This window comes from Dyadobacter ginsengisoli DSM 21015 (assembly GCF_059568735.1).
This window is the reverse complement of the sequence record NZ_JCANTY010000003.1, coordinates 491,769-510,035: the sequence shown is the minus strand read 5'-3', so window position 1 is coordinate 510,035 and position 18,267 is coordinate 491,769. Positions and strand designations below refer to the sequence as shown.

Here is an 18,267-nt window from a genome sequence, read left to right as displayed (position 1 = left end):
TCAGGGTTCCTAATATCTTGGGGCAGATATTTATCTACCCCTTTTTCCAAAGATTACGACTGCTGTCAGGAGAATGATCTTGAGTTCTAAGAGCAGATTCCAGTTTTTGATATAATAGAGATCATACATCAATTTATGTCGGGCATCATAAACGCCTGCACCATACGAATACATAACCTGCGCGTAGCCGGTGATACCTGGTTTGATATTGTGCCGTAGGTTATAGTATGGGATAATCTCATCGAAAGTTTCAGTAAAGACAGGTCTTTCAGGTCTTGGACCAATTAGAGATAAATCCCTTTTGAAGATATTGATAATCTGAGGTAGCTCATCGATTCGCGTGAGTCTCATAAAGGAGCCGTATTCGAAGATGCGGGAGTCGTTTTTCTTAGAAAATGACGCTCCGTTTTGCTCCGCATCCAGGCCCATGGATCGGAACTTGATACAATTGAAGAGCTTGTTGTTCATTCCGACGCGTTCCTGGTAGTAAAACACCGGACCGGGCGATTGGAGCTTAATCCTGAAATAACTTAAAATCCAAAGCGGTAAGGTACAAAGGAAAAGTATAATCGATATGGTTACGTCAATGATCTTTTTGGGATATCTTACCCTTCTTCCAAACGTAGGAACAGTGAGAAGGTTCGGGTTGATTTCTGATACATCATCCGGAATGTATACTTTCTTCAGATATTTTTCGCAGAAATCGTAAACAGTGGTGATTCTTATGGACTTATTCTTTCGGACTACCAGTTCATAAATTACTCTGTTACGCTTGTCATACACAGGGTTTGTAACCAGGTGTACTTTCTCAAATTTGTCTAGCAGAGGTCTTACTGTGTGATTCAGAAGGTAATCATCATCATCGGAGTGAGGTATCAGGATGATTTCCTTGTACTTTTTTAGGAGTAGTGCTAGGTCGTACTTCTGAAGAAAATAATCGTAACTGGTTACTATTAATACCTCTTCAGAGACAGCTGTTTTACTCTGAAGGCGGTGAACGTACCTCCGATTAGAAACGTAGGTGTTTTTCATATGTGTGCGTTATTGTTGGAAAAATCATACAATTAGTGTGCTCATAAGCCACAAGTATAATTATAAACTTTGAATAATCAAAACTTATATTTAAAGATACCACAGCAACATTATCTGATCTTAGTTATGCTACTTACGGGTTTAGTACAAAATCAGCTCCTGATGAGAATTTTAAGTTGAGCTGCCAATACAGAAGAGAGGTTATAATTCTCTGAAAAGTACTACATGTTCAATCTATACTCGTTAGGTGTGTGATTTATCTATAACAGCTTACATCTTTCTACTAAAATGGGGCGGGCCGGTGCAATGTTTCTCCGTACGACGGTGTGGACTAATCGCGTGAGATTCCTTGATGAGATAGCAGCCGATAGGACCACAGCACCGGTTAGCTATAATTTTATGGATACAATTTTATAATTTCTGTAAATATTACACTTTCTGAGAATTCAGATAAAGCGAGTCTGCGGCTTGCTGCTCCCATTTGCGCCCAATTCTCACGCTCTGAAAGAATTTTTTCCACTGCGGATTTAATGGCTTCAACTGACCTGGGGGCAATAAGTACACCGTTTTTATTAGGAATGATCGTCAGATTACATCCCGGGACGTCGGTGGTAATTACCGGTAAACCGCTGGCAAGTGCTTCCAGTATGCTTCTGGGAATCCCTTCGCGATAGTAAGTGGGAAGAATGAAAATGTGAGCGTTGCGCAGATGTTCTTTCACATTGTCCTGCCGTCCCAGAAACCTGATTTGAGCATTGGCCTTGTAGCGCTCGATATAATCTCTTGTTATTCCTCTTGGATTCTTGGTATCTGGCTCGCCAATGATCCGGAGTTCTATATTTTCAAGTATCGGGGAAGAAAGAGATTCGAATGCTTCCACCATTTCTTTTATCCCTTTCTCCCATATCAGCCTGGTGGTGCACAAGAAAATCGCCTTGCCGTTTGGAAGAGAAGTTGACTGCGCGGGAGAAAACACAGAAATATCCACACCGCTTCCTTTGACGACCTTTATTTTCTTTCTGAAAAATTTCTTGAACAGGAAATCCTCATAGTCGTCGGGATTTTGAATGATGACCAGATTTGCCCGCAGAAATTCCAGCGTGAACAGAAGTTGTTGGGCGAACTTCAAAATTTGATATTTAGGCTGCTTGTTTGCAAAGGCTATTCCCAGGCCAGCTATATGCAAAACAACTTTCCTGTTGCTGAAAAGGTTGGCGAAGGAGTTGATGAAGTTGGGGAAAAATTTGAAAGAATGAATGATATCCACCTTGTTCGCAATGGCGAACCTGTTCACCTCACGCATAGACTTCAACAGATGAAACGGGTTGGCATTGTTCCTCTTCAGGTTTGATGGTTGAATCAAGAAACCTTCATCGGCGATCAAATCAGTGAATTTGTCCCTGGGAGCTATGACAGAGACGTTGTAACCTTTATTCTTCAAAAACCTAGCAAACGGTAGCCTCGCTTTGTAAAAATCTTCTCCGTCGTGGGCGAGGAGGAGAATGTTATTAGATATCATCGGGGAATATGGCAGGTTTGACTAATAATAATGTATTCCCTAAAGGTTTTTTTGCGCCCGGGATTGTCCTTATTTTGATAGCCTGCAGGGAGGTAGTGAGTGTTGTGATACAGCATCTAATAGTATGTATATAAGTGAAATTCAAAATTACTGAATTTGGTAAATTTTCATTGATTTGAGTGCAGATGATCTGCTATTTTTGAATCAGACGCCACAAAATAAAGAAAAAGCCAGGTAAATAGCTCCTTTACCCGGCTTTTTCTGCGATTCAGATCACTAAGGTGCGACTGTCCATGTACCAATCATTTCTGTTATGACCCAGGTATTGTCAAGCGCCTTTTTTAACTTTATTTTACTTCCGATGGTACCGCTGTAAATGTATTTGCCATTGACTGGCGATATCGGCATAATATTGTCCGTGGCATTGGGTATAATATTGATACGGTTGGCAGACTTAACTTCGACTGTCAACTCAGGGAAGCCGGCATTAACTTTGCCCAATGTCAGGTTTCTGGTAGCGGTCGATAACTGGTTACAATACCAGGCTTGAAAATAGGTGTAGTCTGCAATACTGTTTCCAGTACTGAACTCATGAACCAAAGTGCCGTACCTGTCAGACAAGAATAGCTCCGTATTAACGATCATATTTGTTGCAGGAAAGAAGGAGCCCACTTTGATCGGATCGGTCACACTGCAGTTAAGAATCTTATTGGAACTTGCCCAGTCAATAAAGCTGAAAGCCCTGCGTATCAGCTTCGGAGTTCTAGTATCCATTATTTTTGGGTTGGTAATGTGAATATTGCCGATGTTCGTGTCTCCGGTATCGGCCGTGTCCCGATAGATGTAGAAAGCTGCTCCGGCGGTTGGGGAAGTGCTCCCAATGGTATTTGAATTAATAACGGTTGGGTTTGTAACCATCACGGCGCATGCTCTGTATCCCCAGTTTCTGGACACAAATCCGCAGAGTTTTGAATTTTTCCAAACCGGATTTTCGATGCTGACTGCCCCTCCCAGAGCACCTCTGACGGTGGTAACCAGAAATCCGTACATGCTTCCATCATCAACGTGATTTGAAATCACTACGTCGATGAGGCGATCGCTATCAGATAGCTGCCCTGGGCCAACCATAATCCCGGGACCGGTGTTGCCACTGGTTCTGGGATTTTCTATCCTAACCCCTTCCAGACGATTTTCAGTGTTGTTGGGTTCTAAATTGAGTCCTGCCTGAGGGCCCTCGCCTTTGGTGTTAGATAAAATAGGATTGATAATGTCAACATTCTTTGCTGTCGTAATCGACATACCACTTCTGCGGTTGTTATTAGCGCTGACATTAATGAATTTGATGTTTTCAGAGACTTTACGTACGCTTCCTGCTCCAAGATAAAAGCCGTCACCACCACTGTCGTTGGCTGCCATCCCCTCTATCACAGCATTGGAGACGCCTTCAAGGGAGAAGATATGCCTCCATTGGTCTGAAGTATAGTTTTCTCTGTGATCTTTGAATAATGTACCATACCCTCGGATAACAATATTATCGACATCATACATATACATCATTTTTTCACTCGTATTTAGCGTACCCATACCCTCCACGACTGTACCTTCTTCAAAAGTAAGCGTCGAATTGCTTGGTATCCTGATGGATCTTATTCTGTATGAAGCAGTTGATTTCGGGAAAAATATATTCCTGTATTTAGGGTTATTCAGCATTGCCTGAATCACTGCGGATTGGTCATTGACTCCGTCCCCGATGACCCCGAACCACCTTACATTAATAGCTCCTTCGTAAACCCGTTCGTACCTGCGCCCTGGCGCGACAATAGTCATAGCGCCGTCATCTGCTGCTGTGGAGGCGGAATTATACCTGAACAGTCCGTAACGGTTATTATCAGTAATGAAAATTGCCTTGGCGGTATCTGCATCTCCTGCTCTCACTTGCGCGATACTCAAATATGGTACATAGCCTGGGGTGGATGCGAGTAGTATTTTTGCCTCGGCGTTTTCCCGATTCACTGATGAACCTTCATCAGTATTAAACATTATTCGCGATACTTCGATAAAAGTACTCTGATTGTCGGCCTTCCTATGGCTACGCAGCAACTGGAAAGCTCCTGAACCGGCATTTCGGGTAAATTTTCCTTTCAGGGTGTATTGCACAGCGCGGTTACCGGAACTCAGATCAGCTCCTATGAAGTCCCGAAAATTGCCCCCGGTTTGCTCAAAACCATCGGGTAGGACGATTTTGAGACGGAATGAATTGGCTCCCTCGAAAACAAACGCCGTATTTGACGGAATGTATAGGTATGCTGCCTTGATGCTGATTTCGAATTCCTCGTTTAAAGCTACTTGAGTAGCCTGGGTGCTCATTTCAAATTTTATTGGATCTATTTTGGGATTTTCTCGCGCATAGGCAAGCTCAGAAAAGCAAAGCGTGGCGATGAGTAGTAGTAAAATTTTTGTTTGCATGGACATGTATACAATGGTTGGTTTGATAGTGACTATGAATAACGATGAGAAAAATAATTCTATATAAATAATAGAATATATTTGATGCTTACTTAACAAAACTAGTGACAAATATATTCACAAAGTCTCTGTTAGGTAGAAATATTTTCTACGATATTAACTGTGAGGATGTTATGTCTATGGTCGACGGATGCCGGCGGGAGGTGTTTTATGCCCTTAAAAGGTACATTTATGGACATTTAATACACTAGAGCGTTCAATTGCGACAACGAGATGTAGAATAAATTATCAAGCCGAGCAGGGGATATGTGCGTCGCTTGACAGGTACAAATGAATTGTCGTCGTAGAATGTAGTATTGAGAATATGCGCCTGGGAATATCCGTCGCAATAGTGCAGCAAATCAATAGGTAACGCTCAGCCTAATTACTGGCTTCCAGCTGTTCGATAAGGGAGTCCATAAAAAGGCTTTTGTTCAGGAAATAAGACCTGCATTTTACAGACATTTTATTATATAGATCCTTATTGTTTATAACTTCTATCACCTTATTCATATCAGTATTCCAGTGCTCAGCCTGGTTTTGAATATTGATAAAGATGGCGGACTCCATGTCCTTAGCGTAGTGGACTATTTCGCCGACGGGAGAAACAACGCATACCAGGCCATTTTGCATCGCTTCAACAACGCTCATGGCCATACCTTCGAAAGTGCTTAATTGAATATAAAAATGGTAGTTTTGAAAAAGAGCGCCTCGCTGCTCGCTCGGAATCTCACCCTTCAAGCGGACATAGTTTTCAAGTCTGGCTTGTCTTATCTGCAGGTTCAATTCGTCAGCACTGCCATCGTCATCTCTGCCAAAAATATCCAGCGTACATGGAATGGAGAGGCTCCGGAGGTGTTCTATCACCTTGATGATCAGCGGTAAATTTTTTACTTTATTTATTCTGCCCAGGAACATAAAGCGAATCTCATTGTTGTCAGACTCCTTCTGCGGAATAAATGCCGGAGCGGGCTGGGTCAGAAAGGAAACGACACGTATAGGCACTGCCGGTTTCAACGTTTTGGCTACAAAGTCACTTGTGGCGATTCCATCTGTCAAAATTACATCGGCGTTTTTTGCGGCTATTTTTGTAAATAAAGCTGAAAAAATATGAGGGAAGCGCGTGCTATGGTTGAACGAGAAAAATCGGATTTTGCTATTCATCCATTTCGCACATACACCGACTAGCGAAGCACGCCATAGAGAGCATATCATTATTTCCGGGTCGTGCCTTGAAATTGAACGCACAATCTTTCCCAGAACTAAAGGATAAACATAAAAAGGATAATTGAAAACCTGGAAAACGGCTTTTTGTTCCTCGCTCAAATGTCTGATCATGTTCTGGTCAACATAACCCAGGACGATTACTTGTAGATCGTATTTCTTAGCCAGACTCGGAAGCGCTGAAATTAGCGCTACCTCGACTCCTCCAATTGCTATATTGTGCAATACGTAGGTTAACTTCTTTTTTCGTTCCAAGTTGTCCGGGGGTTACGGTTACTTAATTTCCATTTTGTTGTTTTTGTTGATTTTATCTATGAGCGTCTTTATTTCGGCATTCTTTCCTCTGTTTTTCATGGTAAAGGTTGCACCTTCATTCGCCAGTTTTAAGTTGGTAAGCACGTACCGGACTCCACCTTTTATTCTTTCTTGTTCTCCATGAAAGAAATAAGAATCATATATCTTTTTCTTTGTATTCCTGGTAATGGAAGGGTTATTGATTGTAAATGTTCCCGATATATCCTTTGTGTCGTAAGGCTCCATGTCCGCTCCCGCCGTGTCGAACGAGGCCCCATAGCAGGCAGGATCATCATTGTAGTCCATCCATCCATTGATGGTCACGTCAATTTTATTGACCCCACACGTATTTTTAACAAATATGTTGTAAAAATTTGTAGTGGCGAGAACCGGTCCAAGGTTATTTTTGGTCTCGAGGTTGTAGAATTTGCAATTGACGTATCTGCTGGTACAGTCATTAGGTTCGAAGGAGAGTGCGGTTTGAGGCTTTACGATCTTCTCTTTTGCCTTTTCGCCGGTACCTTCAATGTGAATGTCACTGAATTTGCCGTTTATGATTCCGGTAATAAGCATTCCGACCCTGGTCGAGTTGTAAATTTGGGCTTTTTTTATCGTAATGTTCTCACTTTGTTTTCCCCACTGAACCCTGACGGCCAGTCCGTCTCCTGAGCTTTTGTCAATCTTAACATTAGTCAGAAGTACCTTCGTTGGTGCATACATCGCTATGCCTGCGCCATACGCGGATGTTATGTATCCGGGATTTGCCTTACTCCCAAGAATGTTGATTCCGTCGATAAATATGTCTCTTGCATCCCAGGCAATGAAGACCATGTATCCATTGGTTTTCAAATCTACCGGACAAGCCAACAAGCTGCCTTTGGGAAAATACAGGCGATTACCCGAATTTATAATGAGATGATACGGATATCCGGTGGAGGCCTTGTCCAAACCAATTGTTATTTTGCGCGCCGGGAATTTTACATACTTGTGCTCTTTGAGAAACTTATTGATGTACGGCGAATAGTTAAACCCATCGACAATTTCGTTATTTGTAACGCTTTTCAGATAAGGCTCTATGTCAACACCATACTTAATGGTGCTATCTCTCAATGTTTTATCCTGGCTCGTGGCCGATGTAGTAGCAGCTATTGTCAGGAACAATCCTGTCAAAGCCATCCAAATAATTCGTTTCATTTTGCTCTATTTAACGTTGATACTTGCTTACTATCCTTCGGCCGATGCTAAGAGGAGTATATTTTAAATAAAACAAGATAGAGGGCCAGTTTGGGGACTGGTTTGTTATTGCTAACTGCGGGTATGATAAAACTAGCTTATTTTCTCAATATAAAATGAACCAGGTTCACGGTCTTTTGTAAGGCGAGGACATTTTTCTTTCAAGCGATCATAGTGATTATGGTGGAGGTAGTTCAATGCACCAATGATCTTCCAGTCTTTGTTTGAGGTAAGAAATGCTTCAAGCAGATACTGCTCATTCCATAGTCTTACTTCGTCTATTACCCATTCTTTCAGGTAATCTTTTGGAGAGAAAATGTCATGGATGTGCACAATAACTCCTTTTTTCAGCGTTGGAAGTAGTTCTAAAAATTCAAAAAGGACATCTCCCTGTGGCCTGATCATGTGACTTGAGTCGATAAACAAGATATCTCCCTCTTCAAGCTTGGCAAAAATCCCAGCATTGTTGTCCTCCACTTTTTTCCGGACAATTTCTATGCCTAACTTCTCAAGCCACGGCATTTCGTAGGGTTCAATGCATATATGCTCGCAACGATACGAGCTAGCTTCGTTTTTGTTGCGTTGTATGGCTAATTGTGCAATTTTGGTGGAGTTTCCGCAGCCGATCTCTATGAGCGTTTTGGGTTTTTTGAGCCGAATAATGTTGTAGAGATACTCAGCATCCCCGGATAGAAAAGATTGATTGTTAAAATGGAACGTCAGATCACCCTGGTAATTATCCGGGATGTCAACAAACTCGCTCTCGAACTGGAAAGATGCGAGTGTGGAAAGCTGTTCCTGTACGTTCCAGGAGATCCCCGGTAAAAACCGATCTTCGGAGAGGGGTTTTGCCAGGTGTTTAGGGTTGAACAAAGGTTCATAGTAATGGTCTCTTATCGGCATGAGCCCAACCTTTAAAAGGACTTGTTTGGATATTTTTAGATGCTTAAATCCGATCCTCCGTACGAGAAGCAGTATCAGCGACGAGAGTAAGACAAAGGGTGTAAGCAGAACATCAAACAACGGTGATTTATAAATTGCTTTAATTAGCTTTTTTAGAATTTTTTTCATAGCATTGATTAGATTTAAGAAAGTCTGTTTAACTGATTAGAAAGGTTTTGCTCATTCATGTAGCTATATTTCAGTGTTCTGATATTGCCTATGAATTCATCATAATTCGCTGGTGTTGTGCCATTGCTGATAAGGTCGATAATATATTTGTTAAGTGCTTCCGGGGAATCAAACACGATGCCGATCTGCCCTACCAAATCGGAATAGTGTTTAAAGTAGTCATTTTTGACGTATAGCAATGGGAGTTCAGCATTAATTGCGTCCCAGAATGCTCCACTCGGGCAGAGGGAATAATTGTCATTGTCATAATAGAATACGGCAAAATGGGATTCATCTAATAGCATATCTACCTCTTCTCTGCTTAGTGATCTGTTGATTTTTTTATAGTTCACATGTTTATTCAGATAAGGGGCCATGTTTTTAAATACCATTCCGCAAATATTAAATTTAGATCGATGACTTAGCGCTGCTCGAGCTATTTTTTCAGCTACTTCGAAGAAATATTGTGAATTTTTTTGCACTCCCGCCACACCCAAGCAAGAGAATACAATCGTCGGGCCTATTTTTCTAACAGTATGTTTGTTTGTAAAAGGATAAGGATGGTCGAGTATGATTTTCTCCTGAGCGTTAAAAGAAGGGATGATATCTAACAAGTTTTTATATATGCTCTCCCCCAGTATTATATATCGGATACAAGCTTTATTTTTAATAAGTGCAGGTTTCAGGAAAGCCCCCCACACTTTGTTTAGAAAATGTTTGTTGAATTTAATGGACTCCAATTCGCCATGGAGTACAACATTTGTTTGTACATTGCTTCTGAAAAATAGCTTGAAAAGAAAGTGTGCTAACGGATGAATTAGAAGTATATAAAATTGTGAAACTTCGTGTATATCAGCCTTTCTTAGAATGCTGGTCAATATTCTGAATTGATGGATTGCGCGTATAAACTCCCTGATACCACCTCGACCTGAATAGACTGTAACATTCTCAAATTTAATATCGCTCACTTTTCTTTCTAAATGATTGTTGAGCGATCGGGACCCAAAAAAAGTGATACCATCTTTACCTGAAGTAACTTGAAGTAACCTAAGAAACGAGGTGTTAAACTGTTCGTGTTGTGAGCTAAGTGAAAGTGTGTCTACAACGTAAATCATAAGATATCGAGGCGAATTTATTGAGTGAAAATGCTTTTGTACGGTACATATACGCCTTCATCACTGTTTTTTAAGGTTGTTGAGAATTTTAAAACCGAAAATGAGATGACTACAAGTAAGATTATGATTTTGTGGGTTCGAGTAGCCTTTGAATATGCAAAAGGAATTAGTAAAATTTGAAAGACGTCGTACGGTCGTGCGAGACGGCTGAATATCAGGTTCAATGGTGTGAAAATAGAATAGATAATAATACCGAATACGTACAAATTAAAGAGACCATTATAGAACTTATCTTCATTTTCTCCATACTTGACAAATCCTATCGCAACGAATAACACCAGGAAGCGACCGGCCAAACCTTTGATCATAGACATAACAGGATTGTCGAAATGCTCCATACCCAACTCAAGGTAATGCTCAGCTTTATTTTCAGAAACCAGAGGCCCCAATGTCTGCATAAGCGTTTCCGACAGCGCGACACATAATACGGTGAATAAGAGAATAGTAGATATTTTTACTGCACTCCATCTGAAAGTGTAGAGATAGTAGGCTGGAAAGAATATCGCAGAAGATTTGTGAATCGCAAGTGCCAGCAACATTACTGCCAGGAATTTCGGGAATGATCGCTGTTCTATATAAGTTATCGAGAATACAGTCAAGGCTATGGCCAGATCTTGCCGGACTCCAAATCCGCTTCCAACCAGACTATATGACATGAGCAGGAAGAGAGAAAACAGAGGGAATTTACTAGCTTTAAATAATGCCGTGTAAGTTATTGTAACAATGGCAAAGGCGGTAAATAGAAGGAAGGGGGTTTGTTCCCCGTTAAAAAAGTAATGAAAGAATCTCACCAGTACTTCATAGCCAATTTCCATACCTGACGAGCCCCAGGTCCTGGTTTCGATAGACATGAAGTAGTAGCGATAAGTACTCCAGTCGGTGCCGGTGTCCCAGCGAAGGCCAGCGGCGAGGATAACTGCGGTCCCCATTGTACATAGCAAAAATAGCATGACAATCTTTCTGCGGTCTGCTACGAAAATATCGAACATGCCGAGGACAAAGAAAGTGATATATAGTATTATGTATATGAGCATTGCTACGATACTCCGGTTGTCAAGCCGCTGTTGATTTCAATGTTTTTGATTGGGAAGTACTTATTAATTTTGTGTTTCAGCGCCCCAAAGGGATTACTTTCTTTAGCAGGTCCTTCCCGGAGACCCCAAAACACTGTATAATGAATTGAACCACAAGTAATTTAGCCGCCGATGCAATCCATGGAATGGACGGGAGCCAGACATACATTTTATTTTTGAGCTGAGCTTTCCGTGTGTCTTTAAGTAATTTTATTTTGCTGGCTGAAAAGCTAATTCCATCCGCCCGCATTTTGGCTACCAGTATGGGAATAAAAGTAGCTTCGTTATTTTTCAGATGTCTTAAAAGAAAATCGTAATCACCAGCTATCTGAAATGAACTGTCAAATAATTCATTTTCAAAAAGTGATTTGTGATGGAATGTGGCCTGGTGGGGAATGCAGTTCGCTATATGCCGGAATTTGTTTTTAACCAGATTCCATTCTTCTCCGTACAGTTTGTCATTTTCCTCTGAAAATATAAAACGTATTTGCCCGTAAGCGATTAAGGTGTTTGCCCTGTTCAGAAACGGAACCACCTCTTCGATGACTCGATCATGAACAATAGAGTCATCAGCGTTAATGAAAAGAAGCCAATCGCCGCTAGAAGCTTTAACTCCCTTGTTCATCGCATCATAAATCCCCGTGTCACGCTCACTTATCCAATAGGCAAGGCGATTGCTATATTTTTCAATAATTTCGATAGTTCCATCAGTTGAATTGCCGTCAATAATGATATATTCTACGTTTTGGTAACTTTGATTTAAAACACTGTTTATAGTTTCCTCAATATGGCTTTTCCCATTTCTTACAACGGTGATAATGGATATTTTTGGATTGACTGTCATATTGTTTTAGATAACAGGAATGATTTCTATAGTGTTTCGGCTAATTAGAATCAGTGTTGAAGTACTTTGATAATAGTCTCCGAGAATTCTCTGATGTTCTTTCCGTAATCTATTTTAGTTATAGATGGCTTTGAAAGTGTAAACTGCTGAATCAAGGCGGCCAGCCCTTTTTCCGAGTTTCTTTCAAAAAAAATGCAGTTTGCATCGGCCTGTTCTTTGTGCACCGGGAGGTCACTAAGCATAATAAATTGGTTCATTGCTTTAGCGTCTTCCACAACGGTGCTCCACCCTTCAAATAGGGAAGGCTGGATGATGGCTCGGGCATTTTTCATGAGGCAGAGCTGGTCAAGCCGATCGATAAATCCAAGAAATTTAACCCACGGTCCGATCTGGTGAAGTTCTACATATTCCTCTAGCTGCTTGAAGAAGCCGCTATTTCTATAGTCGCTCGGGCTTCCGGTAAATACGACCTTAAAGTCAAGATTATACTTTTTCAACGAAGAAATGGCCTTAAGCACCAGAATATGATTCTTATGAGCCCAAAATTGGTTGGGAGACATGAAGTAGGTGCCTTCAAGAGAATACTTTTCCCGTATAGCGTCGATATCCAGATGACTGAAGTCGGGTAGAAGACTAGCGAATCTAAGTAATCGTAGCTCACATTTACTTTCAGGATAGAACTTCTTGAAGTCATTTAAAGCGTCCTGACTGCTCAAAACGACTTTACCTCCGCTGTCGGCGATTTCCGACTGATGCGTTTTTCTCTTTTTGATCTCTGCTTCGGAGAACATATGCGGGAGATACCATTCCTGAAAATCAGGAATCCAATAGATCGGCTTTTTCCCGAGGAAAACATATTTGTTGTACGGATACACGGTCTCAGGAAGAGCTGAATAGAAGGCCGCTTTTCCGGTGATAACCCTTTTACATCTCAGGAATATTTTTCCTATAATACTGGGACTATTTACTTGCTTAAATTGAATGTATGGGTAGTTGATGCTCCTGATGTCACTTAAAGGTGACTCAAATCCATGGAAAATGATCAAGGAGGGCTTCTGAGAATCCTCTAAGAGATTCAAAGCCCTGATGAGATTTAAAATATATATCAGTCCCCCTGCCCATTGTTCGTAAGTAGAGAGGAATAACAGACCCAGCTGCTTTCTTACAATTGATTGATCCATAAATAATAGTTCTCTAATCCTTTTTGGAGTGAAACGGATGGTGTGTAACCCATAGCCCGTAAGGAAGATATGTCTGCCTGCCAATATAGAGGATCGCCCTCTTTTACTACAGAGTTGAACCTCGCCGTTTTTTGCTCTTTGAAAAGAGATAAAAAGGTCTCAACAGCATCCTTAATTTTAATTTCTTGCCCATTGGCGATGTTAACGATTTCGCCGGTGAATCCTGCATGGTTTGCGGTGATCTCAATCGCCCGAACCACGTCATCGACGTGGATGAAGTCGCGGGTTTCACTACCAGTGCCGAACATCTCCAGGACGTCGCCTTTGGACGCTTTTTTGAAAACATCCCAAAATAGCTGTTTTTTCAGGCCATTCCCATAAGCGGAGAAGATTCTGAGAGAACAAGTCGGAATTTTATAGATATCAAAAAACATTTTGCAGACCTGCTCCGCCTGCAATTTATGAACTCCATAAGGAGAGATGGGCTTTGGAGTATGTTGCTCACTGATGGGGATTTGAGAGGGGTTTCCATACACAGCCGCACTGGAGAGATTGATGAACTTACAATTCGGCTGACTGAGTCGAATGGCTTCCAGCAATTTGGCCACATTGTAGGTGTTCAGCGTGAAATCCCTGAGTGGATTGGTTAAGGAATCGGGTACGCTGGCCGCTCCTGAACAATTGATGCACAGGTCAAACTGATTGTTCTTGAATATGTCCTGATAATTTGCATTTGTTGCATCAATCAGGAAGTAGTTTTCCTGGGCATAATCCACAACGACATCGCACTCAAAAACAATGTCATTTTTCCTGCCCTTGTAGAAGGTCGTGAGATGGCTACCTATGAAACCCTTTGAGCCTATGATGATGACTTTCATATTTTTTGATCAATGTATTTGACTACTTTCGCTGGATTTCCCGCCACTACAGACCATGGGGGGACGTCTTTGGTTACAACGCTTTTGGCGCCAATAACTGCCCCTTCACCAACAGTAACCCCTTTGAGGATCGTGGCATCGAAACCAATCCACACTTTATCATGGATGACGATCGGCTTTGTTTTGACATGCGACCAGTCCTTATTCATTATGTTGTTTCCCCCGTGGTTGTGAAAATCTTGATAGCATTGATGATTGTCGTTTTTCCGTTCGTCCCAGTGGATGGAATGAGAGTCATGGTCATACAGCATTATTCCCCATGCCATTGTAACGTCGCTGCCGACGATTATAGAAGATTTAGTGATAAAAGTGGCGTTCCCAATATGCACATTGTTGCCGATTTTCACTACACCAGTTTTGGTTTCAAAAATGAACTTTGCATCGATCAGACAATTGTTGCCAATTGTCACGTAAAGGCGATCTTCGTAATCTGCAGGGAACTGTATTTTAATCCCAAACGGTCTAAGGACGCTGCCTTGTCCAATAGCGTATAGGTTTCTCGGGAGATTATGAAGTTTTAGCTTGTAGCGAAGCTTTCTGAAATATTTTCGAATAGCACTCATACGCCTAGGCGGTGTTTAAACTTTATCAAATCAAGAGCCCTGATATGGCAAACTATGAGAGAAGGCAACGTCAAAACTGCTGAAACAAGTGGGACAGTACTCATACCCCACTGAAGATGGAAGCCTAGCTTTATTAAGGGAAGAATGATTGCTATATTGATAAATGCGAGAATGAGCTGAGGGACTACCTTTTCAAAAGCATTCAAGAAGACAGCGCCCGCATATGCAGCGGACTGAATTGAAACCATGAACGAGAAAGGGATACAGGTTTGAACGTCAACTTTAACTGCATTGTTAGTCCAAACTGATATTATTGTTGGAACTGCCAGCGCTATCAAAATTGATCCGAGCGAAATGGCAGCAGACATAGCTACCAGCTTTTTGTATATTTCCTTTAATTTTATATAATTTCCTGCTGTTTTCTGATAGACGATTTCGGACCAATAAACAGAGATGATCATATTGAAGAAAGTCATATACAGCGAGTAGACCTTATTAACAGTATCATAATGGGCGGTGTCAGCCGGAGTAAGATTTGAATAAATGTAATAATTGCCCATTGAGAAGAGTAGCAAAGTGCTTACCTGAAGTACAAAGAATTTTGCACCTGTTAGAAGGGTCTCATCTATAACAGGCTTCGTGAGCAGATCACTTATGTGGGGTATGGTTATTTTTGTTTTGGAGAACGCTAGGTAGACACATACAAAATTCACCATGGAGTTTACTACACTGTATCCTACGGCGATAACTAGCAGGCCTTGAGAATCGGATGGCCTTATGGAAATAATAATAGCAACAAAGGCTGCCCAAAGCGCAGCTCTGCATAAAGCAAGGAGGGCTGTGTAATGTACCAGTCTAAGTCCCTGTAATATCTGAATACTGATACTAAATGGAAAATAGACAATGTAAGGCAAATATAGTATCAGGCATAGAGATTTATACTTACTCAGCAATGGATTATAGAATAATTGGAATATGAACAGAAATAATACAATGACTGTTAGTATAAGATAATATTGAAAAGTATTCCTGAAATACTTGCCTAATTTGACTTTGTCGTTATCAGCTAAATACTCTGTAACTCGATTACGAAATCCATAACCGATTCCAAAATCGGATATTAGAATCCAGCTTATTAAAGAAATTAATGTGACCCAAAGCCCATATACCGGTTTGGACAGATACTGAATGAGAAGAGGTACCATAACAAAACTCACTAGGGAAGTTGCTGCCTGGCTAAAAAAGGATATGCTCAAAGACTTGCCGACGCGACCTAAATTTTTAACGCTGTTTTTGAGAGACATTTTAATATTTTAAGATGTGTTTTTACGCTGGCAAATACTGGATATTGGAATTGGCGTAAAAAATTGAGTGAAGTAAAAAGGTCAGCATTCCTTTTTCGAAGGGAAGTAAGCCCAGCAAGTAAATTTCTGGCAATTACTTCATTTGTATTTTTTCTGATTTCGGCCTTTGTGAATTCCCGATCCTGTAACTCTTTTGCAATTTTAGTTTGCCAATACCGAACTTCATGATGCCATTCTTTCGTCGTGATAAGTTGGCCCGTCATGCTACTAGTCCAAACCCGATATCCGGCCACAACCTCAGGAACTACGACCGATTTTGCATTAAGCAAGGCTAGTTGAATAAAATCACTGTCGGAAGCTGTAACTTTATAGCGCTCATCAAATTTGCCGATTCGATTGTACAAATCTCTTTTAAAAAAAACTCCGATCACCCTTGCATCAACGCCATATTTGAAAACGTCGTAACCTCCGGGTGCATCCGCGATAACCGGTTTGTTAATCTTCCAGGTATTAATTTCGTCACCATGCTCATTTATATTTTTGTGTCCGAAAATAAACAACTCAGCGTCTGGATATAGAAGCAGATATTTCTCCACCATTTCAAACGAATTATGAAAAAAAATATCGTCGTCTGAGGCTACGCAAATCCATTCAGTCTCTAAGTTGGAAGCCGCATTGTTCCAGTTCTCTATTACATCTACTACTCGATTCGTTCCTATGAATTTGCAGCCGCTAAATTCTTCACGAAATTCGGTCGAATAGTTATTGCCATTATCGCTCACTACTACATCGATATCGTCAGGAATAGTAGCTAACAGAATCCGTAGATATTTCTCTCTCTTGAACGAAGGGATCGCAACTCCGATTTTTGGCCTTGGTAGGGTCATATTTTTGAGTTGATGTATTGAGAGATAACATCAGCTATGTATGTATAATGAGATTCGTTAAGGCCTGGCCATACCCCGAGCCAGAAAGACCGGTTCATAATGATATCCGTATTAGTAAGATCTCCTACAACACGATGCTGAATTCCCGCATAAGCTGGCTGGCGTAGTAAGTTTCCAGCGAAAAGGAGGCGGGTGCCGATTTTATTTTCCTCCAGATACTGTGTAAGGTCGCTGCGATCAATCGGGCTACTTTCCCGGATAGTAATCATAAAGCCAAACCAGCTCGGATCACTGTGGGGAGTTGCTTCATGCAAGATAAAATGTTCCTCGAATGGTCTAAGAGCTGCGTAAAGCTGTTTGTGATTCGCTCTGCGTTTTGCAACAAACTGGTCCGCCTTTTGAAGCTGGCTAAGTCCAATTGCTGCCTGCATGTCGGTTACCTTAAGATTAAAGCCAATGTGCGAATAAGTATATTTGTGGTCGTAACCAAACGGCAAGTCGCCTAGCTGCCATTCAAAACGTTTGCGGCAGGTATTATCCTTACCAGTTTCACAATAGCAGTCTCTCCCCCAGTCACGAAAACTCTCAACGATCATTTTGAGTTTGGGATTATTGATAAGAATCGCTCCGCCTTCACCCATTGTGATGTGATGAGCTGGATAAAAGGAAACTGTCGCAAGATCACCAAAAGTTCCAGTTTTGCGGCCCCGATATGTGGCTCCAAGAGAATCACAGTCATCTTCGATTACCCATAGATTGTATTTTTTAGCTACTTCCATGACAGTGTCGAGATCGAAAGGATTTCCAAGACTGTGCGCGATCATAATGGCCTTCGTTTTTGGCGTAACAGCTTGTTCAATCAACTCGGACTTGATATTGTACGTTGGTATGTGGACATCTACAAATACCGGAATTGCTCCGTATTGGATTAATGGATTAACAGTGGTAGGAAAACCGGCGGCCACAGTGATAACCTCATCACCGGGCTTAATTTGACGATCTCCTAATTTGGGAGAGGTCAAGGCGTAAAAGGCACATAAATTAGCTGATGAGCCTGAATTCACAAGGACAGAAAATTTAGAGCCAAAATACTTTGCGAATTGAAACTCAAATTTTTTACCAAATCTTCCGGTTGTCAGCCAGCCATCCATCATCGAATCAATGCCGAGCAGAATATCTTGCTCATCAATCACTTTACCAGTAACAGGAATGTAGTCTGTTCCGGCAACTATCTCCCTGGAAGTCTTTTGCGTCAAAATAGGGAGTAATTTTTCAATCAAACTACTGTCAATGTTATTGAAATTGTGAGTTGTTATTTCCATTATATATTTTAGTTCTGAAAGTCAGTAAGGAATGTCAATTGTCGTGAAAAAAGGAATCGTTGC

15 protein-coding genes are annotated in these 18,267 nt (G+C 41.2%); all 15 read right to left on the bottom strand.

Features of this window, described 5'->3' with window-relative positions; all coding sequences use genetic code 11:
• Positions 1–30 precede the first annotated feature (30 nt).
• Positions 31–1,032, bottom strand: a complete 1,002-nt coding sequence (locus BP71_RS12850) for a sugar transferase (protein ID WP_496379752.1) — start codon at positions 1,030–1,032, stop codon at positions 31–33.
• Between the two features lie 397 nt (positions 1,033–1,429).
• Positions 1,430–2,551 carry a glycosyltransferase family 4 protein gene (locus BP71_RS12845; protein ID WP_496379750.1) on the bottom strand — a complete coding sequence of 374 codons (1,122 nt, stop codon included), beginning with the start codon at positions 2,549–2,551 and terminating at the stop codon, positions 1,430–1,432.
• Positions 2,552–2,827: 276 nt separating this feature from the next.
• Entirely contained in the window at positions 2,828–5,017 is a 2,190-nt protein-coding gene (locus BP71_RS12840; protein WP_496379748.1) for a glycoside hydrolase family protein, read from the bottom strand.
• Between the two features lie 420 nt (positions 5,018–5,437).
• Complete coding sequence (locus tag BP71_RS12835; RefSeq protein ID WP_496379746.1) at positions 5,438–6,535, bottom strand: glycosyltransferase family 4 protein; 1,098 nt, start codon at positions 6,533–6,535, stop codon at positions 5,438–5,440.
• Positions 6,536–6,553: 18 nt separating this feature from the next.
• Complete coding sequence (locus BP71_RS12830; RefSeq protein WP_496379744.1) at positions 6,554–7,768, bottom strand: hypothetical protein; 1,215 nt, start codon at positions 7,766–7,768, stop codon at positions 6,554–6,556.
• A 132-nt stretch (positions 7,769–7,900) separates the two neighbouring features.
• Entirely contained in the window at positions 7,901–8,878 is a 978-nt protein-coding gene (locus tag BP71_RS12825; RefSeq protein WP_496379742.1) for a class I SAM-dependent methyltransferase, read from the bottom strand.
• A 14-nt stretch (positions 8,879–8,892) separates the two neighbouring features.
• On the bottom strand, positions 8,893–10,032 hold the full coding sequence (locus BP71_RS12820; RefSeq protein WP_496379740.1) for a hypothetical protein: 1,140 nt from the start codon (positions 10,030–10,032) through the stop codon (positions 8,893–8,895).
• A 17-nt stretch (positions 10,033–10,049) separates the two neighbouring features.
• Entirely contained in the window at positions 10,050–11,126 is a 1,077-nt protein-coding gene (locus BP71_RS12815; protein ID WP_496379738.1) for an EpsG family protein, read from the bottom strand.
• 76 nt (positions 11,127–11,202) lie between these two features.
• Positions 11,203–12,009 (bottom strand): glycosyltransferase family 2 protein, encoded by an 807-nt coding sequence (locus BP71_RS12810; RefSeq protein ID WP_496379736.1) that lies wholly within the window; start codon positions 12,007–12,009, stop codon positions 11,203–11,205.
• Between the two features lie 50 nt (positions 12,010–12,059).
• The gene (locus BP71_RS12805) at positions 12,060–13,190 is read right to left on the bottom strand and encodes a glycosyltransferase (protein ID WP_496379734.1); all 1,131 of its coding nucleotides are present in this window, start codon (positions 13,188–13,190) and stop codon (positions 12,060–12,062) included.
• The gene (locus BP71_RS12800; RefSeq protein WP_496379732.1) at positions 13,172–14,068 is read right to left on the bottom strand and encodes an NAD-dependent epimerase/dehydratase family protein; all 897 of its coding nucleotides are present in this window, start codon (positions 14,066–14,068) and stop codon (positions 13,172–13,174) included. The genes BP71_RS12805 and BP71_RS12800 overlap by 19 nt, the downstream gene beginning before the upstream one ends.
• A complete protein-coding gene (locus BP71_RS12795; protein WP_496380589.1) occupies positions 14,065–14,580 on the bottom strand; it encodes an acyltransferase in 516 nt (171 codons plus the stop codon). Before BP71_RS12795 ends, BP71_RS12800 begins: the two co-directional genes overlap by 4 nt.
• A 107-nt stretch (positions 14,581–14,687) precedes the next feature.
• Entirely contained in the window at positions 14,688–15,407 is a 720-nt protein-coding gene (locus BP71_RS12790) for a polysaccharide biosynthesis protein (RefSeq protein ID WP_496379730.1), read from the bottom strand.
• A gap of 557 nt (positions 15,408–15,964) precedes the next feature.
• The gene (locus BP71_RS12785; protein ID WP_496379728.1) at positions 15,965–16,882 is read right to left on the bottom strand and encodes a glycosyltransferase; all 918 of its coding nucleotides are present in this window, start codon (positions 16,880–16,882) and stop codon (positions 15,965–15,967) included.
• Entirely contained in the window at positions 16,879–18,204 is a 1,326-nt protein-coding gene (gene rfbH / locus BP71_RS12780; protein WP_496379727.1) for a lipopolysaccharide biosynthesis protein RfbH, read from the bottom strand. Before rfbH ends, BP71_RS12785 begins: the two co-directional genes overlap by 4 nt.
• Positions 18,205–18,267: the final 63 nt, after the last annotated feature.